Here is a 24,043-nt window from a genome sequence, read left to right as displayed (position 1 = left end):
CCTTTACCAGACGTAGGCGAGGACTTCCCCACCCACACCCTTCTTGGCGGCCTGACGGTCCGTCAGGAGGCCTGACGAGGTCGACAGGATGGCGATGCCGAGGCCGCCGAGAACCTTGGGCAGGTTCGTGGACTTCGCGTAGACGCGCAGTCCCGGCTTCGACACACGGCGCAGGCCGGCGATCGAACGTTCCCGGTTGGGTCCGAACTTCAGGTCCAGGAGCAGAGTCTTGCCGACTTCGGCGTCTTCGACGCTCCAGCCGGTGATGTAGCCCTCGGTCTTGAGGATCTCGGCGATGTTCGACTTGAGCTTCGAGAACGGCATACTGACGTCCTCGTGATAAGCCGAGTTGGCGTTGCGCAGACGCGTAAGCATGTCTGCGACTGGATCAGTCATTGTCATTTGGGCACTTGCCCTTCCTCGTTACGGTTTCCGCCCACGTACTGTGCTTGGACCTGCAACGTAGCGATTATTTTTGTTTGAACGGGAACCCGAGGTGACGCAGCAGTGCACGTCCCTCGTCGTCGGTTGCCGCGGTGGTGACGACGGTGATATCCATACCGCGGACGCGGTCGATCCGGTCCTGATCGATCTCGTGGAACATGGACTGTTCGGTGAGGCCGAAGGTGTAGTTACCGTTTCCGTCGAACTGACGATCCGAGAGTCCGCGGAAGTCGCGGATACGCGGCAGTGCCAGAGTGATGACGCGGTCGATGAACTCCCACATCCGGGCTCCACGCATGGTGACGTGGGCGCCGATGGGCTGACCTTCGCGCAGCTTGAACTGTGCGATGGACTTGCGGGCACGGGTCACGACAGGCTTCTGACCGGTGATCAGAGTCAGGTCGTTGATCGCGCCTTCGATCATCTTGGAATCGCGTGCTGCGTCACCCACACCCATGTTCACGACGACCTTGGTCAGTCCGGGAACCTGCATGGGGTTGGCGTAGTTGAACTCTTCCTGCAGCTTCGCAACGATCTCTTCGCGGTAAATCTGCTTGAGACGCGGTGCGGGACGGCTGGTGGTTGTTTCCGTCATCAGATCTCCTCCCCGGTGCGACGCGAGATGCGAACCCGAACGGTCTTGGTGCGACCGTCGCGCTCGACGCTCTCTTCGCGGTATCCGACGCGGGTGGGCTTGTTGTCCTTGGGATCAACGAGCGCCACGTTGGACACGTGGATGGGGGCTTCGTGGGTCTCACGGCCACCAGCGGTGCCGCCGGCCTGAGTCTGCGTAGCCTTCTTGTGCTTGATCACGCGGTTGACGCCCTCAACGAGGACGCGGTTGCGTTCGGGGTAGACGGCAAGAACCTTGCCCTGCTTGCCACGATCGCCACCACGGGACTGCCGAGCGCCGGCGATGACCTGGACGAGGTCGCCCTTCTTGATCTTGAGCTTGTTCGCCATGCTCACAACACCTCCGGTGCCAGGGAGACGATCTTCATGAACTTCTTGTCGCGGAGTTCGCGTCCCACGGGCCCGAAGATACGGGTTCCGCGTGGTTCCTCATCGTTCTTGAGGATGACAGCTGCATTCTCATCGAACTTGATGTAGGAGCCGTCGGGACGACGACGTTCCTTGGCAGTGCGAACGATGACGGCCTTGACGACGTCACCCTTCTTCACATTGCCGCCAGGGATTGCATCCTTGACGGTAGCCACGATGGTGTCACCGATCGAGGCGTAGCGCCGACCGGAGCCACCCAGGATCCTGATTGCCAGGATCTGCTTGGCGCCAGTGTTGTCGGCGACTTTGAGTCGCGACTCTTGCTGAATCACTATTTTCTCCTGTCGTCGCGCTGGTTCTCACGCCTGAGCGCGAGCCTTGCGGAACGGATTCATTGACATTTCACCCCGTTCCCGGTAGCCGCCCACGGCCTGCAGGAGGCCGCGGGCGGGACCGGGTGGGTGGGGTGGCGTTGACTACTTGGCGCGTTCGACGATTTCGACGAGCCGCCAACGCTTCGCGGCCGAAAGGGGCCGCGTCTCGGCCACGAGGACGAGGTCGCCGATGCCGGCGGTGTTCTCTTCGTCGTGAACCTTGTACTTGACCGACTTGCGCATGACCTTGCCGTAGAGGCGGTGCTTCATGCGCTCCTCAACCTCGACGACGATGGTCTTGTCCATCTTGTCGGATACGACGTAGCCACGTGCGGTCTTGCGGGAGTTGCGTTCCGCAGCAGTGGACTCGGTGTTCGTGGTCTCCGCCATCACTTGCTCTCTTCCTTGGCATCAGCGGGGTTCGGACGGATGTCCAGCTCCCGTTCGTTGAGCACGGTGTAGATACGAGCGATGTCGCGACGCACGGCCTTGAGGCGACCGTGGCTCTCCAGCTGGCCGGTGGCCGACTGGAAACGCAGGTTGAACAGCTCGGCCTTGGCCTTCTTGAGCTCTTCCTGCAGACGCTCGTTGTCGTAACCGTCAAGCGCGTCGATGGAAAGGTTCTTCGAACCGATAGCCATTCTCACTCACCACCTTCGCGGGCCACGATACGGGCCTTCAGCGGAAGCTTATGGATCGCCAGGCGCAGAGCCTCGCGAGCAACTTCCTCGGACACACCGCCGAGTTCGAACATGACTCGACCGGGTTTGACATTGGCGATCCACCACTCCGGCGAACCCTTACCGGAACCCATGCGGGTTTCGGCAGGCTTCTTCGTCAGCGGGTGATCAGGGTAGATGTTGATCCACACCTTGCCGCCGCGCTTGATGTAGCGGGTCATGGCAATACGTGCGGCCTCGATCTGACGGTTGGTGACGTAAGCCGGCTCGAGAGCCTGGATGCCGTAGTCACCGAAGGACACCGTCGTGCCTCCCTTGGCGGCGCCGCCCCGGTTGGGGTGGTGCTGCTTGCGGAATTTCACTCGACGAGGGATCAGCATTTCTCAGCCCTCCGATCCGGCCTCAGCCGCGGGGGCTTCGGCGCTGTTCTCAGTATTACGGGCCTGGTCGCCACGGCGCGGTGCGCCTTCCTGACCACGTCCGCGGCCTCCACGACCGCGCCCACGGCCACGCGGGCCACGAGCAGCAGGAGCCTTGGCCTGCTCGGCGGCAAGCTCCTTGTCGGTCATGTCGCCCTTGTAGATCCACACCTTGACGCCGATGCGTCCGAAAGTGGTGTGGGCTTCGTGAACGCCGAAGTCGATGTTCGCGCGCAGGGTGTGCAGCGGCACACGACCTTCGCGGTAGAACTCGGACCGGCTCATCTCAGCACCGCCGAGGCGGCCCGAGCACTGAACGCGGATGCCCTTGGCACCTGCGCGCTGGGCGCTCTGGATCGCCTTGCGCATCGCGCGGCGGAAGGCCACGCGGCTGGCGAGCTGCTCGGCAACACCCTGGGCGACGAGCTGAGCGTCGACCTCGGGGTTCTTCACCTCAAGGATATTGAGCTGAATCTGCTTGCCGGTGAGCTTTTCGAGCTGACCGCGGATGCGGTCTGCTTCGGCTCCGCGACGGCCAATGACGATGCCCGGGCGTGCGGTGTGGATGTCGACACGGACACGGTCACGCGTGCGCTCGATGTTGACCTTCGAGATGCCGGCCCGTTCGAGGCCGGTGTTCATCATCTGGCGGATCTTGACATCTTCGAGCACGTAGTCGCGGTAGCGCTGCCCCGGCTTGGTCGAGTCAGCGAACCACTTCGACTTGTGATCCGTGGTGATTCCGAGTCGGAATCCATTCGGATTGATCTTCTGGCCCATTAACGGTTCCCCTTCCGGCTCTTGCGCTGAGGCAGGTCGTCACCGCTGGCCAGGACCACTGTCACGTGGCTGGTGCGCTTCTCAATGCGAAAAGCGCGACCCTGGGCACGCGGACGGAACCGCTTCATGGTCGGCCCCTCGTCCACGAAGGCTTCGGAGATGACCAGTTCGTTCTCGTCGAACGCAACGCCTTCCTCGTCGGCCCGGACACGCGCATTGGCGATGCCGGAGGCCACGAGCTTGTAAATCGGATCTGATGCCGACTGTTCTGCAAACTTCAACACTGCAAGTGCTTCGGTCGCCTGCTGACCACGAATGAGGTCGATGACGCGCCGAGCCTTGCGAGGCGTAACGCGCAGGTACCGCGCCTTAGCCTTGGCTTCCATCGCTTCCTTCTCTCTTCTCTAGGATCGAAAGAGTGCCCCGCCTCAGCGGCGGCGACCCTTGCGATCGTCCTTTTCGTGGCCACGGAACGTCCGTGTCGGTGCGAACTCGCCGAGCTTGTGTCCGACCATCGACTCAGTGATGAAGACGGGGACATGCTTGCGTCCGTCATGTACTGCGATGGTGTGTCCCAGGAAGTCCGGGATGATCATCGAGCGACGAGACCATGTTTTGATGACATTTTTGGTGTTCTTCTCGTTCTGACGAGCCACCTTCTGGAAGAGGTGTTCGTCGACGAAAGGACCCTTTTTGAGGCTACGAGGCATAAGTCAGTACTCCAATCAGCGCTTCTTGCCGGTCCGGCGACGGCGCACGATGTACTTGTCGCTCTCTTTGTTCGGCCGGCGTGTGCGGCCCTCCAACTGACCCCACGGGCTGACTGGGTGACGACCACCCGAAGTACGGCCCTCGCCACCACCATGCGGGTGGTCGATCGGGTTCATCACGACACCGCGGACGGTCGGGCGCTTGCCCTTCCAACGCATGCGGCCTGCTTTGCCCCAGCTGATGTTCGACTGCTCGGCATTGCCGACCTCGCCGATCGTCGCACGGCAGCGCGCATCGACGTTGCGGATCTCGCCCGAAGGCATCCGCAGCTGTGCGAAACGGCCGTACTTCGCCACGAGCTGCACGGACGAACCGGCAGAGCGAGCGATCTTGGCACCGCCACCGGGACGCATTTCAACTGCGTGCACCACGGTGCCGACTGGGATATTGCGCAGGGCAAGGTTGTTGCCCGGCTTGATGTCTGCACCCGGACCGGCTTCCACCTGTGCGCCCTGCTTGAGGTTCTGCGGGGCGATGATGTAGCGCTTCTCTCCGTCTGCATAGTGCAGCAGAGCGATGCGAGCCGTACGGTTCGGGTCATATTCGATGTGTGCGACCTTCGCCGGAACGCCATCTTTGTCATGGCGGCGGAAGTCGATGACACGGTACTGACGCTTGTGACCGCCGCCCTGATGGCGGGTGGTCACGCGTCCCTGGCTGTTGCGGCCGCCGCGCTTGGGCAGCGGGCGCAGAAGCGACTTCTCCGGTGTAGACCGGGTCACTTCGACGAAGTCGGCGACCGACGAGCCACGGCGGCCCGGGGTCGTCGGCTTGTGCTTACGGATTCCCATGAGTCTTGTCCTTCTTTGACGAAGGATCGCTTAGAGCGATCCACCGAAGATGTCGATCGATCCGTCCTTGAGGGCGACAATGGCACGCTTGGTGTCCTTGCGCTTTCCCCAACCGGTGCGGGTGCGGCGGCGCTTGCCCTGACGGTTCAGGGTGTTGACCTTGGCGACCTGCACATCGAAGATCGTTTCAATGGCTTGCTTGATCTCGGTTTTGTTCGAGTCCTGGTCGACGAGGAAGGTGTACTTGCCTTCGTCCATCAGGCTGTAGGTCTTCTCCGAGACGACCGGTGCGACGATGATGTCGCGCGGGTCCTTGAAGTTCAGACTCATGATGCGTCCTCCGATTTGCGGTTTCCGCTCAGGAACGCGGCAAGAGCTGCCTCGGTGAACACGATGTCGTCGGCGAGCAGCACATCATAGGTGTTGAGCTGATCGGCGGTGAGCACGTGGACGTGGGGCAGATTGCGCACGCTCAGGTAGGTGAGCTCGTCGTCACGATCGAGCACCACGAGGGTGTTCTTGCGTTCGGACAGACCGGCCAGTGCGGCCTTCGCCTGCTTGGTCGACGGGGCGTCGCCGGTGACCAGGTTCTTCATCACGAAGACCTGATCGAGGCGTGCACGATCCGACAGGGCTCCGCGCAGAGCGGCGGCCTTCATCTTCTTGGGGGTCCGCTGCGAGTAGTCGCGCGGGACCGGCCCGTGCACGATTCCACCGCCGTTGTACTGGGGAGCGCGGATCGAACCCTGACGGGCGTTGCCGGTTCCCTTCTGACGGTAGGGCTTGCGACCGCCACCGCGAACTTCGGAGCGGGTCTTCGTCTTGTGCGTACCCTGACGGGCCGCAGCCAGCTGTGCAACGACGACCTGGTGGATCAGGGGCACATTGGTCGGCACACCGAAGACCTCGGCGGGCAGATCAACGGAGCCGGCCTTGGCACCAGCGGCATCGATGACGTCGACTGTCTTGACATCAGTCATGACGTTCAGGCCTCCTTCGCGGCCGAGCGAACGAGGACGACTCCACCCTTGGGGCCGGGAACGGCGCCCTTGATGAGCAGGAAGTTGTTCTCGTTGTCCACGGCGTGGATCGTGAGGTTCTGGGTGGTGTGCTTGACAGCGCCCATACGGCCGGCCATGCGCATACCCTTGAACACGCGACCAGGTGTCGCGGCTCCGCCGATCGAACCTGGCTTGCGATGGTTGCGGTGCTGACCGTGGGAGGCACCGACACCGGAGAAGCCGTGACGCTTCATGACACCGGCGGTTCCCTTGCCCTTGGTCTTCGCGGTCACATCAACCTTGAGTCCGGCTTCGAACGTGTCGACGCCGAGTTCCTGGCCGAGCGCGTAGTCAGCAGCATCTGCAGTGCGCAGCTCGACGAGGTGACGGCGTGGGGTCACACCGGCCTTCTCGAAGTGGCCTGCAGTCGGCTTGTTGACCTTGCGAGGATCGATCTCGCCGAACGCGATCTGCACAGCGGGGTAACCATCGGTTTCCTCGTTGCGGACCTGGGTTACGACGTTGTTACCGGTGGCCACCACGGTCACCGGCACGAGGTTGTTCTGCTCATCCCAGACCTGGGTCATGCCCAGCTTGGTTCCCAGAAGGCCCTTGACCTTGCGGGTGGTCGGGAGAGCGGATGAACGAGTGTTCGCCATTGCTGCCTCCCTTAGAGCTTGATCTCGATGTTGACGTCGTCAGCGAGGTCGAGACGCATCAGCGAATCGACTGCCTTCGGCGTCGGGTCGACGATGTCGATCAGACGCTTGTGCGTGCGCATCTCGAAATGCTCACGGCTGTCCTTGTATTTGTGCGGCGAACGGATGACGCAGTAAACGTTCTTCTCCGTTGGCAACGGCACGGGGCCCACAACAGTCGCACCTGCGCGAGTGACGGTGTCCACGATCTTGCGTGCAGCACTGTCAATCACAGCGTGGTCGTACGACTTGAGCCGAATGCGGATCTTCTGTCCCGCCATGGCGTCGTCTCTTTCTTTAGTTGCTTCCGGCCATCAACTCGCAGAGTGTCGGAGACTCTCTGCCGTCTGTGCCGGCTGACCATGACCGACCCCCGAGGTCGGGCGTGTCGGCTGATCCTGGCGGAGAAATTCTCACTTCTCCCCCAAGCGCCGACGGCGCTTCTACTCATTGGCTGCTCGGTCCGAACCCGCATCATGCAGATTCATCGATCCGATAGTGTTTCAGGCTGTTCGCGGTATCACTACCGCAGTGCAGGGGTCAACGCCCAAAACGCAACTTCACTATCTTGTCATAGAGCACTTCACCCGCGCAATTCCGGGGACGGTGGCTGTGAGGGAACTCTCAAGGACGGCGCGAACCCGAATCATGCCGGTCCCCATTCTGACGGCGCTGAGGAACTTCCCCAAACTGCATCATCCTACCGGTGCTCGGCTGTTACGGTCCGAACATGCGGAAGGGCCGCAGTTCCGAAGAACTGCGGCCCTAGCCGGTGGTACTCAGTGAGTCAGATCAGGCGTTGATCTTGGTGACTCGACCGGCGCCGACGGTGCGTCCACCCTCGCGGATAGCGAAGCGGAGGCCGTCCTCCATAGCGATCGGCTGGATGAGCTCGACCGACATGTCGGTGTTGTCGCCGGGCATGACCATCTCGGTGCCCTCAGGCAGCGTGATGACGCCGGTGACGTCCGTGGTACGGAAGTAGAACTGCGGACGGTAGTTCGAGTAGAACGGGTTGTGACGTCCGCCCTCGTCCTTGCTCAGGATGTAGACCTGAGCTTCGAACTTGGTGTGCGGGGTGATCGAACCCGGCTTCACGATGACCTGACCGCGCTCCACGTCTTCGCGCTTGGTGCCGCGCAGAAGCAGACCGACGTTCTCACCTGCACGGGCATCCGGCAGGGTCTTGCGGAACATCTCGATGGCGGTGACGGTCGTCTTGGACGACTTCTCCTTGATGCCGACGATTTCGATTTCGTCGTTCGGCAGGAGGACGCCGCGCTCGACACGACCGGTGACGACGGTTCCACGACCGGTGATCGTGAAGACGTCCTCAACAGGCATGAGGAACGGCTTGTCGACATCGCGCTCCGGCTCGGGAACGTTCTCGTCGACGGCTTCCATGAGTTCCTGAACGCTCTTGACCCACTTCTCGTCGCCTTCCAGCGCCTTGAGAGCGGACACCGGGACGACAGGAGCGTTGTCTCCGTCGAATTCCTGACTGGAGAGCAGATCGCGAACCTCGAATTCGACGAGCTCGAGGAGCTCTTCGTCATCGACCATGTCGGACTTGTTCAGAGCCACGACGATGTAGGGAACGCCGACCTGACGAGCGAGCAGCACGTGCTCACGGGTCTGGGGCATCGGGCCGTCGGTGGCGGCAACGACGAGGATCGCACCGTCCATCTGAGCGGCACCGGTGATCATGTTCTTCACGTAGTCGGCGTGACCCGGGGCATCGACGTGAGCGTAGTGACGCTTCTCCGTCTGGTACTCAACGTGCGAGACGTTGATGGTGATGCCGCGCTCCTTCTCCTCAGGTGCGTTGTCGACCTGGTCGAAGGCGCGAGCCTCGTTGAGATCCGGGTACTGATCCGCCAGGACCTTGGTGATCGCAGCGGTCAGGGTGGTCTTTCCGTGGTCAACGTGGCCGATGGTGCCGATGTTGACGTGCGGCTTAGTCCGTTCGAAACTAGCCTTTGCCACTGGGTTCCTCCTCGTGGTTGTCAAAAGATATGCGGTTCATATCTTAGACCTTTTGTTGGTTATCTTTCATTCCGGCGACCATGTTCTTGATCACCGGGGCGACCGGAATTCGGAGATTACTCTCCGCCGCGCACCTTCTGGATGATCTCCTCGGCAACAGCCTTCGGGACCTCCGCATAGCTGGAGAACGTCATCGAGTACACCGCACGGCCCTGGGTCTTCGACCGCAGATCACCGATGTAACCGAACATCTCCGAGAGCGGGACCACAGCCTTGACGACCTTCACACCGGAAGCATCGTCCATCGACTGAATCTGTCCACGCCGGGAATTCAGGTCGCCGATGACGTCACCCATGTATTCCTCAGGGGTACGCACCTCGACGTCCATGACCGGTTCGAGAAGAACCGGGTTCGCCCGCTGGACAGCCTCCTTGAAGACCATCGAGCCGGCGATCTTGAATGCCATCTCCGAAGAGTCGACATCGTGGTAGGCGCCGTCGACCAGAGTGGCCTTGACTCCCACCATGGGGTAACCGGCGAGGGCACCGAACTGCATGGCGTCCTGGATGCCGGCGTCGACGCTCGGAATGTACTCGCGCGGAACGCGTCCGCCCGTGATGGCATTCTCGAACTCGTAAATCGTATCGCCTTCGACCTCGAGGGGCTCGAAGGTGACCTGAACCTTCGCGAACTGTCCCGATCCACCCGTCTGCTTCTTGTGGGTGTAATCGTACTTCTCGACAGTGCGACGGATGGTCTCACGGTAGGCGACCTGCGGCTTGCCGACGTTCGCCTCGACCTTGAACTCGCGACGCATGCGGTCGACGAGGATGTCGAGGTGCAGCTCGCCCATTCCGCGGATGACGGTCTGGCCGGTCTCGTCGTCAAGCTCGACCTGGTATGTCGGGTCTTCCTTGACGAACTTCTGGATGGCCGAGGACAGCTTCTCCTGGTCGCCCTTGGTCTTCGGCTCGATGGCCACGGAGATCACAGGCTCCGGGAAGGTCATCGATTCGAGAGCGATCGGGTTCGCCGGGTCGCTCAGGGTATCGCCCGTCGTGGTCTCCTTGAGACCGATAAAGGCGTAGATGTGACCTGCGAATGCCTCTTCGACAGGGTTCTCCTTGTTGGAGTGCATCTGGAAGAGCTTCCCGATGCGCTCCTTCTTGCCCGACGAGGTGTTGAGCACCTGATCACCGGACTTGACGTGACCGGAGTACACGCGCACGTAGGTCAGCGATCCGAAGAACGGGTGCGAGGCGACCTTGAAGGCCAGAGCCGAGAACGGCTCGTCCGTCGAAGGCTTGCGGGTCAGTTCCTCTTCATCGTTGTTCGGGTTGTGCCCGATCATCGGAGGCACGTCGAGCGGCGACGGGAGGTAGTCGATGACCGCGTCGAGCATGGGCTGCACGCCCTTGTTCTTGTACGCGGAACCGCACATGACCGGGAAGGCCTCGGACTTGATGACGAGTTCGCGGATACCGGCCTTGACGTCAGCCGTCGTGAGCTCTTCGCCCTCGAGGTACTTCTCCATGAGCTCCTCCGAGCTCTCGGCGACGTCCTCGACGAGCTGCGCACGGTACTGAACAGCCTTGTCCTTGAGATCCTCGGGGATCTCGATCTCGGTGATGTCCTGACCCATCTTGGTCTCATCGGGCCAGATATAGGCCTTCATCTCAAGCAGGTCGACGATACCGGCGAAGTCGCTTTCGGCACCGATCGGCAGCTGAATGACCAGCGGCTTCGCGCCGAGACGTTCCTTGATGGTGTCGACGGTGAAGTAGAAGTCAGCACCGAGCTTGTCCATCTTGTTGACGAAGCAGACGCGCGGAACGTCGTACTTGTCGGCCTGACGCCACACGGTCTCGGACTGGGGCTCAACGCCCTCCTTGCCGTCGAACACAGCGACAGCGCCGTCGAGGACGCGCAGCGAACGCTCGACCTCGACCGTGAAGTCAACGTGACCGGGGGTGTCGATGATGTTGATCTGATTATCGTGCCAGTAGCAGGTCGTCGCGGCCGACGTGATCGTGATTCCGCGTTCCTTCTCCTGGTCCATCCAGTCCATGGTGCCGGCGCCGTCGTGGGTCTCGCCCATCTTGTAGTTCACGCCGGTGTAGAAGAGGATGCGTTCGGTCGTAGTTGTCTTACCGGCATCGATGTGGGCCATGATGCCGATATTACGGACCTTGTTCAGGTCGCTGAGCACGTCAAGTGCCACGGTGTCTCTCTCTCAATCGATGATTTGCTCGACTCCCCTGCGCTGCCGGACGACAGAACTCGCGGACGAGGTCCGCCGACCGGCGCACAGGGCAGGCGATTACCAGCGGTAGTGGGCGAAGGCCTTGTTGGACTCGGCCATCTTGTGAGTGTCCTCGCGGCGCTTGACTGCTGCGCCGAGGCCGTTGCCGGCGTCCAGGATCTCATTCATGAGTCGTTCGGTCATGGTCTTCTCACGGCGCTGGCGGGAGTATCCCACGAGCCACCGCAGAGCCAGGGTGGTCGAACGAGCCGGACGAACATCAATCGGCACCTGGTAGGTCGCGCCGCCGACACGGCGGGAGCGGACCTCGAGGGACGGACGGATGTTGTCGAGAGCCTTCTTCAGGTTGACAACGGGGTCGTTGCCGTTCTTCTCGCGGGTGCCTTCGAGGGCACCGTAGACGATCCGCTCTGCGGTCGAGCGCTTGCCGTCGAGCAGGATCTTGTTGATCAGCTGCGTGACGAGCGGTGAGCTGAAGACCGGGTCAACGACGATCGGTCGCTTGGGTGCAGGACCTTTACGTGGCATTACTTCTTCTCCCTCTTCGCACCGTACTTGCTGCGGGCCTGCTGGCGACCCTTGACACCCTGGGTGTCGAGCGAACCGCGGACGATCCGGTAGCGAACACCGGGCAGATCCTTGACGCGGCCACCGCGCACGAGCACGATCGAGTGCTCCTGCAGGTTGTGTCCCTCGCCCGGGATGTATGCGGTCACTTCGATCTGGCTCGAAAGCTTGACACGAGCGACCTTGCGAAGAGCCGAGTTCGGCTTCTTGGGGGTAGTGGTGTACACACGGGTGCACACTCCACGACGCTGCGGGCTGCCCTTGAGGGCAGGAGCGTCCGATCCTGCTGTATTGACATGCCGTCCCTTGCGGACGAGCTGTTGGATAGTCGGCACTAAGCGTTCTCCATTTGCTTCTCGATAGACCTAATTCCCAATTCCGGCCACGACCGCAGTCGTCTCTGTGAACCGTGGGACATATCCGACCGGACACCGGGTGAAGCTTGGCTCCCGATGCCAGTAACCACGCGAGTCATCGACCCCTGCGCCCGGGTGTGTCGCAAGGACACGGAAGCGCAGCGACGACTTCTCGGCGGCCTGCAGCGACGACTTCTCTCAAGGATTCCGGGCCTCACAGAACACCCGGCAGGATCGATCGACGACGCAGATAACACAATCAGTCGCCTACCAGAATATCTCTCTCGAGCACGTCTGGTCAAAATGGCGATCATGCATCCTACCCCGCCCTGCCGCGGAAATCACGCTCCAGATGGTTCACCCCGAGGATCACGCCTCTCACCTCGGACGACTCAGAACCACGTGATGTTCCTCAACTGCCGTCGAACCGCACCACCCGGACACCGGCACCCGCAGCGCGACCCGACGGCCGCCTCGGCGAGAACCTGTCATCACTTTCCTTGACTCGTTCAAGAGAAGCAGGCATTCTGGTGCTGTGAACGGGACGAAGCATGAACACGACGAAGACGCCGCCGCAGCTCTGCGGCAGACGTCGCTGCGTGTGACGAAACAGCGGGTCGCAGTCCTCGATGCCGTGCGGGATCACCCGCATGCGGATACCGAGACCGTGATCCGCTCGGTGCGGGAATCGCTGCCGGCGGTCTCCCACCAGGCTGTCTATGACTCGCTCCACACTCTCACCGAGGTAGGGCTCCTCCGCTGCATCAAGCCTTCGGGCTCGGTGGCTCGGTACGAGCGCCGGATCGGGGACAATCACCATCATCTGGTGTGCCGGTCATGCAGTCTCATCGTCGATGTCGACTGCACGATCGGTCAGGCTCCGTGCCTGACGCCGTCCCACGATGCCGGCTTCGTCATCGATCAGGCCGAAGTGACATTCTGGGGCCTGTGCCCCGACTGCACGGCCTCCGGTGCTCAGCTGACCGGCGACGATCAGTTCTCGGCCGTGTGACCCCGGCTTCCGTTCACCACCACCCGTCCTCTTTCGAGGACACGACTATGCCCTTTCTGCGAGGGTTGCCCATCCCGTCATCCGAGTCGTCGAACGCGACTCGACTGTGAAAGGAACACGATGACCCAGACGACCACCGGCGGCTGCCCGGTCGCCCACACTTCCACGGAGCCGGCCGCGGCGCCGGATTCCGACCAGCTGGTCAACCCCGTCCAGGGTGATGCCAACGCTCAGTGGTGGCCGAACCGCCTCAACCTCAAGATCCTCGCCAAGGGTCAGCCGGCACGCGACCCCATGGACCCTGACTTCGACTACGACGCGGAGTTCAACAGCCTCGACTACTTCCAGCTCAAGGCCGACATCGAAGCCCTGCAGAAGGACAACCAGGACTGGTGGTCCGCTGATTTCGGACACTACGGTCCGTTCATGATCCGCATGGCCTGGCACTCGGCCGGCACCTACCGCGTGCAGGACGGCCGCGGAGGCGGCGGCGAGGGTCAGCAGCGCTTCGCACCTCTGAACTCCTGGCCCGACAATGTCTCGCTCGACAAGGCTCGCCGTCTGCTGTGGCCGGTGAAGAAGAAGTACGGCAAGAAGATCTCCTGGGCCGACCTCTTCATCCTCGCCGGCAACGTCGCGCTCGAGTCGATGGGCTTCAAGACCTTCGGCTTCGCCGGCGGACGCAAGGACGTCTGGGAACCCGACAATGATGTGTACTGGGGCTCCGAGACCGAATGGCTGGGCACCGACAAGCGCTACGTGGGCAACCGTGAGCTGCAGAAGCCCCTGGCGGCGACGACCATGGGCCTCATCTACGTCAACCCCGAGGGCCCCGAGGGCGAACCCGATCCGGTCAAGGCCGCGATCGACATCCGCGAGACCTTCGGACGCATGGCCATGAACGACGAGGAGACCGTCGCCCTCATCGCAGGCGGACACACCTTCGGCAAGACGCACGGTGCCGGTCCCGAATCGCACAAGGGAGCCGACCCGGAAGCCGCTCCGCTCGAAGAGCAGGGCCTGGGCTGGAAGTCCGATTTCGGCACGGGGCAGGGCAACGACTCCATCGGCTCGGGCATCGAGGTCACGTGGACCTACCACCCGACTCGCTGGGACAACGAGTTCTTCCACATTCTCTTCGCCTACGAGTGGGAGGTCTTCGAGAACGAAGGCGGACACCTGCAGTGGCGTCCCAAAGACGGCGGCGGGGACGATATGGTCCCCATGGCCCAGGGCGACGGACGTCGCGAGCCCCGTATGCTCACGACCGACCTGTCGCTGCGCTTCGACCCGGCGTACGAGAAGATCTCGCGCCGCTTCAAGGACGACCAGAAAGCGTTCGAAGATGCTTTCGCTCGCGCCTGGTTCAAGCTCACCCACCGCGATATGGGCCCGGCGACCCGTTACCTCGGCCCCGAAGCTCCGAGCGAAGAGCTCATCTGGCAGGACCCGGTTCCGGCCGGCACCCCGCTCGATGACGCCGGCCTCGAAGCCGTCAAGTCCGCCGTCCGCGAGTCCGGGTTGACCGTCTCGCAGCTCGTGTCGACGACATGGGCCGCGGCCTCGTCGCACCGCGTCTCGGACATGCGCGGCGGCGTCAACGGAGGTCGTCTCCGTCTCGAACCGCAGCGCAGCTGGGAGGCCAATGAGCCTGCCAAGCTCGCCGAGGTGCTTCCCGTGCTCGAGGGCATCGCCGAGTCCACCGGCGCATCGTTTGCCGATGTGCTGGCGATCGCCGGTGCTGTCGGCGTCGAGACCGCTGCCGCGGCGGCCGGTCACTCGATCACGGTTCCGGTCTCCACCGGACGCGGCGACGCCACCCAGGAGCAGACCGATGTCGACTCGTTCGGCTACCTCGAGCCGACCCACGACGGTTTCCGCAACTACCTCACCGAGGGACTTCCGCTCAAGGCCGAGTACCTCCTGCTCGACAAGGCCAGCCTGCTGGGTCTCACCCCGCCGGAGCTCACGGTCCTCATCGGCGGGCTCCGCGTCCTCGGTGCGAACTACGAAGATTCCGAGCTCGGTGTCTTCACCGATCGCCCCGGCGAGCTGACGAACGACTTCTTCGTCAATCTGCTCGACCTCGGCAACGTCTGGAAGCCCGTCGGACCGTCAGAGACGGCCAATGTCTACGAGTGCTTCTCCCCCGAGGGCGAGAAGCTGTGGACCGGCAGCCGGATCGACCTCCTGTTCGGAGCGAACTCCGAACTGCGTGCGATCGCCGAGGTCTACGGCTCGGATGACGCGAACGAGAAGTTCGTCGCCGACTTCGTCAAGGCCTGGACGAAGCTCGTCGAAGCCGACCGCTTCGACCTCAAGCGCTGATCCGGCGTCGGTCACCGAGGTGACCGACGCGTCAGCACGACGATGCCCCCACCGATCGGTGGGGGCATCGTCTTTGCTGCGCCGATATCAGACAGCGTTCACTCCTCCCGGTTGAGGACGGCGAATCCGGTGAAGATCCGGTCGAAGTGCGTGACGGCTGCGTTCTCGATCGTCGTCTCGTCGGTGTCCGCCGACGTGGTGCCAGCGCTTGCGTCCGATCCGTCGGAGTCAGAGGCGCTGCCGTCCGAGCTGGATCCGTCCGAGCTGGATCCGTCAGAGGAGCTCCCGGAGTCGGCGCTGCCGCTCTGATTTCCCTGCATTCCGTTGGACTGTCCGCCGGGCATGCCTCCGCCGTTCGATTGTCCTCCGGGCATTCCGCCGCCATTCGACTGTCCGCCGCCATCCTGAGCACCGCCCTGTTGGCCGCCCATTCCGCCGGGTCCGTTCTGGCCTCCCGGCCCCTGACTCGTCCCCGAATGGTTCGACGCCATGGTCGCCGATGCACCGATCGCTCCTCCGGCGAGACCGCCGACGACGAAGAGAGCCGATCCGGCGAGCACTGCGGGGATGAGCGGGACGCGTCGCTTCTGCTTACGTGGTCCCTCGGAACCGCCGGACTGGGCGATCGGAGCGGACCGCTCATAGGGGTTCACCCACGGCCGCTGTCCCTCCGGGCTTCCGGCCCGCGGATCGGGTGCCGAGCGGGTCGTCTGCTCGCCCCATTCGTTCGCCCTGCCCTGGACTCCCGGATCCGATTGCATCGCCCAGTTGGGTCCGGCATGAGGTCCTGCCGTGCCCTGCGCTTAGATCCTGCGGGTGCTGTCTGCGGCGTTCGGGCCCGACGCTGTGTTCTCCGCGTGGTTGCGGTCCGGATCGGGGTTCTGGTCGGGGTTCTGGTTCTCGGTCATGGAATCTCCTCTGGTTGTCGGTGATTCCACTCTCCGCCGACTCGCTGTAGCCCCTCCCAGTCGTGCCTGTGGCCAACCTGTGCGACTCGCCTCAGGCGGCAGGCAGGCGCAGCTCGAAGCTCGTACCAGCGTCCGTGGTCGACATCGAGATGCCGCCGCGCATGAGTTCGACGAGTCCGGCGGCGATCGACAGTCCCAGCCCCGAGGAACCTCCCTTGGCTCCGTCCTGCCGTGCCCGCGAGGGGTCTCCACGCACGAAGCGGTCGAAGACCCGGTCCCGGATCTCGGGCGGAATGCCCCCACCGTCGTCGCTGATGCGGATCGCCACGACATCGCTGGGCAGCTGCCCGGAGACCGGCTTCCGGGCCGCCAGCGCCTCGACGTGCACGCTGGTGCCCGGGGGCGTGTGCACACAGGCGTTGGTGAGCACGATCGACACGACCCGACGGACCTGATCGGCTGCTCCGCGCACCTCGAGGGCCTCCGGGGGAACATCGAGGGAGATCGAATGGTCGGGATTGACCACATGGGCGTCCTCGACGAGTTCGACGAGCAGGGAGGAGACGTCGACGGTGTCCTCCCTCGTCGGCTGGCGGCCGGCTTCGAGTCGGGCGAGGAGGAGGAGATCATCGACGAGGGAGGACATCCGCATCGCTCCTGAATCGATCTTGCCCAAGGAGGTGGCCACCTCGGCGGGCAGATCATCACGGTACGGGCGGGTGAGGTCGGCCCAGCCGCGGATCGTCGCGATCGGAGTGCGCAGCTCATGGGAGGCGTCGGCGACGAAGCGGCGCATCTGCTCCGTGCCGCGGTAGCGCTCTTCGAGGGCGGAGCCGACGTGGTCGAGCATCCGGTTGACCGAGGCTCCCACATCGCCGACCTCCGTGCCCGGCACCGCCAGCTCGGCGGGAACCCGCAGCGCGAGCTCGGGTTTGCCGGCGCTCAGCTCCAGGTCGGCGACCTCCCTGGCAGTGCGGGCGACGTCGCGCAGGTCCCGCAGCTGGCGGTGGATGATCACCGCCATGAGCGCAGCCGTGGCGATGACGCCGATGAGGACGACGAACGCGGTCGTCCAGGCGGTGCGCTCGAGCGCGGAATCGACACTGCCCTGCGGGACACCGTAGACGGTGGTGGTTGCGCCGTCATCGAAGGCCACGACCCGGTAGGCGCCGAACCCGGGCACCCGCACGGACTCATGGGCGGATTCGCCGCCGTGAGCATCGACGTCGAGCAGGGCATCGATCGCTTCGGCGGACAAAGAGCGCGGACGGGTCAGCCCCGCCTCGGCGATGAGCCCCTCTCCCCCGTCGCCGGAATCGACGACGACGAGAGCTCCGTCGCCGACCCCCGGCTGGAAGAGATAGCGCAGAGCCGAATCGACCGCCGCCACCGAGTCGTCGCCCCCACCGGAGGTGCCCGGATTGCCGCTCGTCCCGGGGCCCGCACCGGGGCCGTCACCCGAGCGTGCATGCGAGGTCATCGACGTCAGCTGGGCGTCGAGGTCGGTCATCAGAGATCCGCGCACGCTCAGCCAGGAGGCGGTGCCGATTCCGGCGCCGACGAGGAGGAGGACGAGACCGGCGAGGACGATGAGCCTCGTCTGCAGCCGCCAGCGACGCAGAGTCACTGTTCCGCCCGCATGATGTAGCCGGCCCCGCGCTTCGTGTGGAACAGGTTCGGCAGGTCCGGGAACGGCGCGTCGATCTTCTTCCGCAGATAGGAGACGTAGAGTTCGACGATGTTGCCGTTGCCGCCGAAGTCGTAGTCCCACACGCGGTCGAGGATCTGGGCCTTCGACAGCACCACCCGCGGATTGCGCATGAACAGCAGCAGCACCTCGTATTCGCGAGCCGTCAGCTCGATCGGATGACCGGCGCGGGTGACCTCGTGGGAGCGTTCGTCGAGTTCGAGGTCACCCACGCGCAGCACATCATCCTCATCGACCGGACCGTTCGAGGCCCCCCGGCGCAGGCGCACCTCGATCCGGGCGATGACCTCATCGAGGTTGAACGGCTTCGTCACGTAGTCGTCCCCGCCCAGCCGCAGACCCGTCAGCCGGTCATCGACCTCGTCTCTGGCAGAGAGGAAGACCACCGGAGTGTCGATGCCCTCGGCTCGGATCTTCTCGATCACGGCGAACCCGTCAAGGTCGGGCAGCATGACGTCGAGGACGATCGCGTCGAAGCGTTCGCTCCTGGCCAGCGCCACGGCCTCGCGGCCGGTGCCGACTCCCTCGGCTTCCCAACCTCTGACGTGGCAGGCCATGACGAGGAGCTCGGAGAGGTTCGCCTCGTCGTCGACGATGAGGATGCGCGCCGGCGGATTCGCTGTCGGGTTCATAGCTCGATTATCCCCTCAACCCGCACTGAGATCGTAGAGCGAAACGGAGTCGACGGTCGTCACCTCATAGTTCGCCTCCACCCAGGCCGCGATCTGGGACGAGGCGGAGTCCTCGTTCCCGCCGCCTGGACCCTGACCGCCGCCGGAGCCCGATCCGATGTAGTAGTGGATCTTGCCGTCGGCCACGAGCTGTTTGAACTCGGCGAGAGTGGGCGATGGATCGGTGCCGTTGAACCCGCCGATCGCCATCACGGGCTCTTCGAGCGCGAGTTGGTATCCCGCCGCCTGATTCGCCCCCGTCGTCGCAGCCACCCACGTGTAGTCCGCGGCATCCTCTTCGAGCAGCTGCGTGAGTTCGTCGGAGGGTTCGGAGGCGCCCAGCAGACCGCCCATCCCGCCGCCTCCGCCGGGCATCCCCCCGGTACTGCCCCTGCCGGCTTCGGAATTGCGTGTCCCACCGGGCGTGCCACCGGTCGTGCCATCCGTGCCGCCGGCGCCTCCGCCGGGTCTGACGCCGCCGCCGGGCATTCCGCCACCGCCGGGTCCACCGCCCATGCCCGAGCTCGTGCCGGCGATCGTGACGATCGATCCCTGCGTCGTCCCGGCGATCGTGCGCACGGCCAGCTGAGCCGGAATCGCAGCGCTGCCGAGGATGGCCAGCGCGACGAGCACCGAGGCGAGCGCCGTGCCGATCCGCCGGTGCGCGGTGACGATGAGGACCAGAGCGCCGAGGATCGAGACGATGAGCACGCACCAGCGCAGGACGCCCGGGACCCCGGTCATCTGCGAGCTGATGATGAACTGCCACGCTCCGGTCAGGGCCCAAGCCACCGCCAGCAGCAGACGTGGGAGGAATCCGTCACGGGCGAGCAGCACCGCGACGCCGAGGCCGATGACGGCGGCGATCGCGGGAATGAGCGCAACCGTGTAGTACTCGTGGACGATCCCGTTCATATTCGACAGCACGAGCCACGTGACGATCAGCCATGCACCCCACATGAGCAGTCCCGCGCCGAGGCTGCCCCCGCAGATTGCACCGGACGCGCGCACCGCGAGGCCGGCGTCCTTCTCACCGTCCGTGACGGTGTCCGGGATGGTGCCCGTCGAACGTGTTCCGGTCGGAACGGTTCCGTCCGTGACGGTGGGGACACGGCGACGGCGGGCCGCCTCGGCGAGGATGAGGAGAACGATCGTCACGATCAGGAGGAACAGTGCGGTGGGCAGGAACCACGACACCTGCTGGCCGAAGCTGCCGGTGAACAGGCGGGTGACGCCCGTCTCGCCCCATCCGCCGCCCTGGCCGCCGCCTCCTCCGCCGACCGACCCGGTCTCGTTGCCGGTCAGCCGTCCGAAGCCGTTGTAGCCGAAGGTGAGCTCGAGGAAGGAGTTCGACTGCGAGCCGCCGACGTAGGGTCGGGAGCCTGCAGGGGTGAGCTCGACGAGGGCGATCCACCAGCCGGCGCTGACGATCATCGACCCGAGCGGGACGAGCAGCCACATCAGACGGCGTGGCCAGGAGGTGCGGGCGAAGAGCACCCAGGACACAGCGAGGCCGGGGACGATGAGGAGGACCTGGAACTGTTTGGTCAGGAACCCCAGGCCGAGGCAGACTCCGGCGAGGATGAGCCAGCCGGCGATGCGGCGGGACAGGCGTCGCCGGTTGGCCTCGGTGAGCGTGCGCAGGGCGTGCTGGGTCGCGACGACCGCACCGATCATCAGGGTCACGAGCAGCGCGTCCGGGTTGTTGAACCGGAACATCAGCGCCACGACCGGGGAGACGGCGAAGATCACGCCGGCCCCCAGAGCGGCGGCCTTCTCAAGCCCTGGTCCGACATGGGACCGCAGGCTCAGCCGCACCGAATGGACGATGAGGAGCACACTCACCCCGGCCAGGAGGACCTGGGGCAGGAGCATCGAGAACGAAGAGAAGCCGAAGACCCGGGCGCTCAGGGCCATCAGCCACAGGGAGGCCGGGGGTTTGTCGACGGTGATCGCGTTCGCCGAGTCGAGGGAGCCGAAGAGGAACGCCTCCCAGTTCTCCGATCCGGCCTGCACAGCCGCCGCATAGAAGGAGTTCGCCCACCCGTTGGCCGTGAGGTTGGCGAGGAACGCCGCGATCGTGCCGAGTGTGAGCACGGTGAGTGTGATCGGGTACCAGTGCCGTCGCAGTCCGCGGGTGCGGGCATATCGGGTGGGAGTCTCAGACATGGTCGATGTCCTTGTCGTTCGGGAGCGCCGTTCCGGCTGCAGCAGTCGTGGTGGCGGGGTGGACGCCCTGGTGGGAACCGCGGGCGAAGACCCATGTGCGCATGAGCACGAACCGGACCACGGTGGCGGCGAGGTTCGCCGCCGTCAGCACGGCGAGCGTGCCGACAGTTGCCCAGGGTCCGGTGAATCCATCTGCGACGGCCAGACCTGCCGAGGTGAAGGCCAGGCACAGGCCGAAGGCCGCCAGACCCTTCAATTGGGAGGTCAGTCGGCGGTGCGGGGATCTCACCCCGAAGGTGTGGTCCCGGTTGAGGGCGGTGTTCGCGATCGTCGAAAGGAGCAGCGCAATGATGTTCGCCGTGGGTTCCGAGACGAATTGGATGCCGACGAGGAACAGCACGGCGTAGAGCATGGTGCTGATGATCCCCACGTCGATGAAGTGGAGGATCTGCGCCCCGGTGTTCGGTGCCGGGACTTCGTGACTGGTCCGGATGCGTCCGCCCGTGCGCAGCCGGACGATGCCCTTGATGTCCTTCCACGCCGTGCTGACCACGTCGACGGAGGAGTCGGGGTCATCCGTCCAGTCCGTGCCGAACTCGTGGATGCGGTACCCGGCCCACTCGGCGAGAGCGAGCAGCTCCGTGTCGAAGAACCACTCGCTGTCCTCAACCTGCGGGAGCAGGTCTCTCGCCGCACGCTGCGACAGCGCTTTGAAACCGCATTGAGCGTCGCTGAACCTGACACCGAGGCTGAGCTTGAGCAGTCGGTTGTAGCAGCGGGAGATGATCTCGCGTTTGATGCCCCGCTCGACCGCAAGACCGGGCTGCAGACGGGACGCGATGGCCACATCGGCCAGTCCCGAGCGGATCACCTCGACCATCGGCTCGAGGACTCGGATGTCGGTGGCGAGATCGACATCCGTATAGGCGACGATATCCGCCGTCGAGGACTGCCACACCCGGGACAGTGCGCGCCCGCGGCCTTTCTGCTCGAGCCGCACGTATTCGACGTGCGGGTGTTCGGCCGCTAGCGCTGCGGCGATTCTCGGGGTCGAATCGGTGCTCGCATTGTCGGCGATGATGATCGTGACCTCGATTCCGCGACCGGTATCGGCGGCGAGGAGAGTCTCGATCGAGACGGCCAGCGAAGCCTCCTCGTTGTAGACCGGGACGACGAGGTCGACGGTCGTGGGCGTTCGCAGGGACGGGGCTGCTGGGTGCGCTGCGGGCTGGTTCCCGGCGCTGCTCTCGTATCTCATGGAGACCACATTCGCGTCCTTGCTTAGGCCCACCATCGGTCGCAGCTGTGGCCCGGCTGTAGACGGGACGACACGACACAGCGCCCTGTCCGACCGCCTCGGCGGAAGGCCCGGTCTGTGCGGGTGATTCCCGCTACACTGGTGGCCATGGCCGAAGATGACTCCCCTGCCCCGAAGCGCCGGATCCGTGCCTCCGACAAGGACCGGGACGAGGTCCTCTCCGTGATCACGGAGGCGGTGACGAACGGACGCCTCGACCCCGAGGAGACCGCGCAGCGGCAGGATGATGCCATCTCCGCGAAGTTCCTCGACGACCTCATGCCGCTGATCGACGATCTGCCGGAGGGCCACCGACTCCACCAGAGGCTCGCCCGCCAGACCGGTCATGATCAGGAATCGGGCCCGGGGTCGGCTCTGCAGCGACGGGGACCGGCCGAGCTCAGCCCGGCCGTCGATCCTGGTTCCGCCCCACCCACGAACTCGGTGGCCATCATGTCCGGTCGTGAGATCGACGTGGCACCCGGCACCGGACAGGTCACCACATATGCGCTCATGGGCGGGGACAATATCGATCTGTGCGCCGTCATGGGACCGGGTGTGACTGTCGAGCTGGTCTCCTACTCTATGTGGGGCGGCAACGACATCTACGTCCCGCCGGGTGTGCGCATCCGCGACGAGACGATCAACATCATGGCGGGCAATGAGGTCCGTCAGTCCGCGCGGGGCGACGGATCGAACGGCACCGTCGTCCTCAAGGGCTTCTCACTCATGGCCGGACACGATGTCCATCTGGCCAAAGGCTACCGAGCAAAGGATCAGGGTCAACTGGAATGAAGATCGGCGTACTCACATCGGGCGGAGACTGCCCGGGCCTCAACGCTGTCATCCGCGGCATCGTCCGCAAGGGAATCCGCACCCACAACGCCTCATTCGTCGGCATCCGCGACGGCTGGCGTGGCCTGCTCCACGACGACATGTTCGATATGACCATGCTCGATGTCCGAGGCCTCTCCGGGCGCGGCGGCACCATCCTCGGCACCTCACGCACCCACCCGTATGAGGACGGCGGTCCCGAGCGCATGCGCGAGGTCATGGCCGCCCACGGCATCGATTCGCTCATCGCCATCGGCGGCGAAGGCACACTCGCAGGGGCCTCGCGTCTGGTCAACGAGGAGGGTCTGCACATCGTGGGCGTGCCTAAGACCATCGACAACGATCTCGGCAACACCGACTACACCTTCGGCTTCGACACCGCTCAGTCCATCGCCACGGAGGCGATCGACCGGCTGCGCACCACCGCCGAATCGCACCACCGCTGCATGGTCATCGAGGTCATGGGACGCAACGTCGGTTGGATCGCCCTGCACGCGGGCATGGCTGCGGGTGCCCATGCGATCCTCATGCCCGAGTTCCCCGTCGACTTCGACCAGATCGCCGAATGGGTGACCTCGGCCAAAGATCGCGGACGCGCACCGATCGTCGTCGTCGCGGAAGGGTTCGTTCCCGAGGGGTTCGATTCCCAGGTCGCCGACCACGGCGTGGACAACAAGGGCCGCGTCCGCCTCGGCGGGATCGCGAACTACCTCGCTCCGAAGATCGAAGAGATCACCGGCATCGAATCCCGAGCCACAATCTTGGGACACCTGCAGCGAGGCGGCTCCCCCACTGCGTACGACCGCGTACTGTCCACGCGGCTGGGCATGGCGGCGGTCGACCTCGCCCAGCATGGCCACTGGGGGAAGATGGCCAGCCTCAAAGGCACGGACATCGTCTCCGTGGAGATGTCCTCGGCCGTGCACAGTCTCAAATCGGTGCCGCTGCATCGCTGGGAAGAGGCGCAGGTGCTCTTCGGCTGA

Annotated in this window: 28 protein-coding genes; 4 read left to right on the top strand and 24 right to left on the bottom strand. The window is 64.3% G+C overall.

The features are described from left to right. Nucleotides 1-3: 3 nt before the first annotated feature. The 19 genes from rpsH to rpsL all read right to left on the bottom strand — a co-directional run bounded on the left by rpsH (nt 4) and on the right by rpsL (nt 12,112). On the bottom strand, nt 4-402 hold the full coding sequence (rpsH, locus tag AC239G_RS06140; RefSeq protein ID WP_025777918.1) for a 30S ribosomal protein S8: 399 nt from the start codon (nt 400-402) through the stop codon (nt 4-6). 67 nt (nt 403-469) lie between these two features. Beyond that, a complete protein-coding gene (gene rplE / locus AC239G_RS06135) occupies nt 470-1,039 on the bottom strand; it encodes a 50S ribosomal protein L5 (RefSeq protein ID WP_039206325.1) in 570 nt (189 codons plus the stop codon). Then, a complete protein-coding gene (rplX, locus tag AC239G_RS06130) occupies nt 1,039-1,407 on the bottom strand; it encodes a 50S ribosomal protein L24 (protein ID WP_139468550.1) in 369 nt (122 codons plus the stop codon). The genes rplE and rplX overlap by 1 nt, the downstream gene beginning before the upstream one ends. Nucleotides 1,408-1,409: 2 nt before the next feature. Continuing rightward, nucleotides 1,410-1,778, bottom strand: a complete 369-nt coding sequence (gene rplN, locus AC239G_RS06125) for a 50S ribosomal protein L14 (RefSeq protein WP_025777921.1) — start codon at nt 1,776-1,778, stop codon at nt 1,410-1,412. A 144-nt stretch (nt 1,779-1,922) separates the two neighbouring features. Continuing rightward, entirely contained in the window at nt 1,923-2,210 is a 288-nt protein-coding gene (gene rpsQ, locus AC239G_RS06120; RefSeq protein WP_139468551.1) for a 30S ribosomal protein S17, read from the bottom strand. Next, nucleotides 2,210-2,461: a 50S ribosomal protein L29 gene (gene rpmC, locus AC239G_RS06115; RefSeq protein ID WP_025777923.1), complete on the bottom strand. Its 252-nt coding sequence runs from the start codon at nt 2,459-2,461 to the stop codon at nt 2,210-2,212. Before rpmC ends, rpsQ begins: the two co-directional genes overlap by 1 nt. 2 nt (nt 2,462-2,463) lie before the next feature. Further along, the gene (rplP, locus tag AC239G_RS06110) at nt 2,464-2,880 is read right to left on the bottom strand and encodes a 50S ribosomal protein L16 (RefSeq protein WP_025777924.1); all 417 of its coding nucleotides are present in this window, start codon (nt 2,878-2,880) and stop codon (nt 2,464-2,466) included. Nucleotides 2,881-2,883: 3 nt separating this feature from the next. Continuing rightward, entirely contained in the window at nt 2,884-3,699 is an 816-nt protein-coding gene (rpsC, locus tag AC239G_RS06105) for a 30S ribosomal protein S3 (protein WP_139468552.1), read from the bottom strand. Then, on the bottom strand, nt 3,699-4,085 hold the full coding sequence (gene rplV, locus AC239G_RS06100; RefSeq protein ID WP_025777926.1) for a 50S ribosomal protein L22: 387 nt from the start codon (nt 4,083-4,085) through the stop codon (nt 3,699-3,701). The genes rpsC and rplV overlap by 1 nt, the downstream gene beginning before the upstream one ends. Nucleotides 4,086-4,127: 42 nt before the next feature. Next, a complete protein-coding gene (gene rpsS, locus AC239G_RS06095) occupies nt 4,128-4,409 on the bottom strand; it encodes a 30S ribosomal protein S19 (RefSeq protein ID WP_025777927.1) in 282 nt (93 codons plus the stop codon). Nucleotides 4,410-4,424: 15 nt separating this feature from the next. Beyond that, the gene (gene rplB, locus AC239G_RS06090) at nt 4,425-5,261 is read right to left on the bottom strand and encodes a 50S ribosomal protein L2 (protein ID WP_025777928.1); all 837 of its coding nucleotides are present in this window, start codon (nt 5,259-5,261) and stop codon (nt 4,425-4,427) included. Between the two features lie 30 nt (nt 5,262-5,291). Further along, nucleotides 5,292-5,591, bottom strand: coding sequence for a 50S ribosomal protein L23 (rplW, locus tag AC239G_RS06085; protein ID WP_025777929.1), 300 nt, complete (start codon nt 5,589-5,591; stop codon nt 5,292-5,294). After that, nucleotides 5,588-6,241 carry a 50S ribosomal protein L4 gene (rplD, locus tag AC239G_RS06080; RefSeq protein WP_139468553.1) on the bottom strand — a complete coding sequence of 218 codons (654 nt, stop codon included), beginning with the start codon at nt 6,239-6,241 and terminating at the stop codon, nt 5,588-5,590. The genes rplW and rplD overlap by 4 nt, the downstream gene beginning before the upstream one ends. Nucleotides 6,242-6,246: 5 nt before the next feature. Further along, nucleotides 6,247-6,921 (bottom strand): 50S ribosomal protein L3, encoded by a 675-nt coding sequence (rplC, locus tag AC239G_RS06075; protein WP_101546942.1) that lies wholly within the window; start codon nt 6,919-6,921, stop codon nt 6,247-6,249. 11 nt (nt 6,922-6,932) lie between these two features. Then, nucleotides 6,933-7,241, bottom strand: coding sequence for a 30S ribosomal protein S10 (gene rpsJ / locus AC239G_RS06070; RefSeq protein ID WP_009379191.1), 309 nt, complete (start codon nt 7,239-7,241; stop codon nt 6,933-6,935). A gap of 511 nt (nt 7,242-7,752) precedes the next feature. After that, nucleotides 7,753-8,946 (bottom strand): elongation factor Tu, encoded by a 1,194-nt coding sequence (gene tuf / locus AC239G_RS06065; RefSeq protein WP_139468554.1) that lies wholly within the window; start codon nt 8,944-8,946, stop codon nt 7,753-7,755. 116 nt (nt 8,947-9,062) lie between these two features. Next, nucleotides 9,063-11,168, bottom strand: a complete 2,106-nt coding sequence (fusA, locus tag AC239G_RS06060; RefSeq protein ID WP_139468555.1) for an elongation factor G — start codon at nt 11,166-11,168, stop codon at nt 9,063-9,065. Nucleotides 11,169-11,267: 99 nt separating this feature from the next. Further along, nucleotides 11,268-11,738, bottom strand: a complete 471-nt coding sequence (gene rpsG / locus AC239G_RS06055; RefSeq protein WP_039206341.1) for a 30S ribosomal protein S7 — start codon at nt 11,736-11,738, stop codon at nt 11,268-11,270. Next, nucleotides 11,738-12,112 (bottom strand): 30S ribosomal protein S12, encoded by a 375-nt coding sequence (gene rpsL / locus AC239G_RS06050; protein WP_025777935.1) that lies wholly within the window; start codon nt 12,110-12,112, stop codon nt 11,738-11,740. Before rpsL ends, rpsG begins: the two co-directional genes overlap by 1 nt. 556 nt (nt 12,113-12,668) lie before the next feature. Between rpsL and AC239G_RS06045 the strand changes: the two genes are divergently transcribed. Then, nucleotides 12,669-13,145 carry a Fur family transcriptional regulator gene (locus tag AC239G_RS06045; protein WP_482401567.1) on the top strand — a complete coding sequence of 159 codons (477 nt, stop codon included), beginning with the start codon at nt 12,669-12,671 and terminating at the stop codon, nt 13,143-13,145. 120 nt (nt 13,146-13,265) lie between these two features. Beyond that, entirely contained in the window at nt 13,266-15,473 is a 2,208-nt protein-coding gene (katG, locus tag AC239G_RS06040; protein WP_139468557.1) for a catalase/peroxidase HPI, read from the top strand. Nucleotides 15,474-15,571: 98 nt separating this feature from the next. Here katG and AC239G_RS06035 read toward each other — a convergent pair whose 3' ends face one another. The 5 genes from AC239G_RS06035 to AC239G_RS06015 form a co-directional block, all read right to left on the bottom strand. Further along, nucleotides 15,572-16,234, bottom strand: coding sequence for a hypothetical protein (locus tag AC239G_RS06035; RefSeq protein WP_487489988.1), 663 nt, complete (start codon nt 16,232-16,234; stop codon nt 15,572-15,574). Nucleotides 16,235-16,472: 238 nt separating this feature from the next. Then, nucleotides 16,473-18,008: a sensor histidine kinase gene (locus AC239G_RS06030; RefSeq protein ID WP_139468559.1), complete on the bottom strand. Its 1,536-nt coding sequence runs from the start codon at nt 18,006-18,008 to the stop codon at nt 16,473-16,475. Next, entirely contained in the window at nt 18,005-18,721 is a 717-nt protein-coding gene (locus tag AC239G_RS06025; RefSeq protein WP_139468560.1) for a response regulator transcription factor, read from the bottom strand. Before AC239G_RS06025 ends, AC239G_RS06030 begins: the two co-directional genes overlap by 4 nt. Nucleotides 18,722-18,736: 15 nt before the next feature. Beyond that, on the bottom strand, nt 18,737-20,929 hold the full coding sequence (locus tag AC239G_RS06020) for an ArnT family glycosyltransferase (protein ID WP_487489987.1): 2,193 nt from the start codon (nt 20,927-20,929) through the stop codon (nt 18,737-18,739). Next, a complete protein-coding gene (locus AC239G_RS06015; protein WP_487489986.1) occupies nt 20,922-22,187 on the bottom strand; it encodes a glycosyltransferase in 1,266 nt (421 codons plus the stop codon). Before AC239G_RS06015 ends, AC239G_RS06020 begins: the two co-directional genes overlap by 8 nt. A 147-nt stretch (nt 22,188-22,334) precedes the next feature. Here AC239G_RS06015 and AC239G_RS06010 point away from each other — a divergent pair, with 147 nt between their 5' ends. After that, complete coding sequence (locus AC239G_RS06010) at nt 22,335-23,021, top strand: DUF1707 SHOCT-like domain-containing protein (RefSeq protein ID WP_139468562.1); 687 nt, start codon at nt 22,335-22,337, stop codon at nt 23,019-23,021. Continuing rightward, nucleotides 23,018-24,043: an ATP-dependent 6-phosphofructokinase gene (locus tag AC239G_RS06005; RefSeq protein WP_139468563.1), complete on the top strand. Its 1,026-nt coding sequence runs from the start codon at nt 23,018-23,020 to the stop codon at nt 24,041-24,043. The genes AC239G_RS06010 and AC239G_RS06005 overlap by 4 nt, the downstream gene beginning before the upstream one ends.

It is taken from the genome of Brevibacterium sp. Lmc1 (assembly GCF_057654315.1).
The sequence above is the reverse complement of the archived record's forward strand: the minus strand, read 5'-3'. Positions and strand labels throughout refer to the sequence as shown.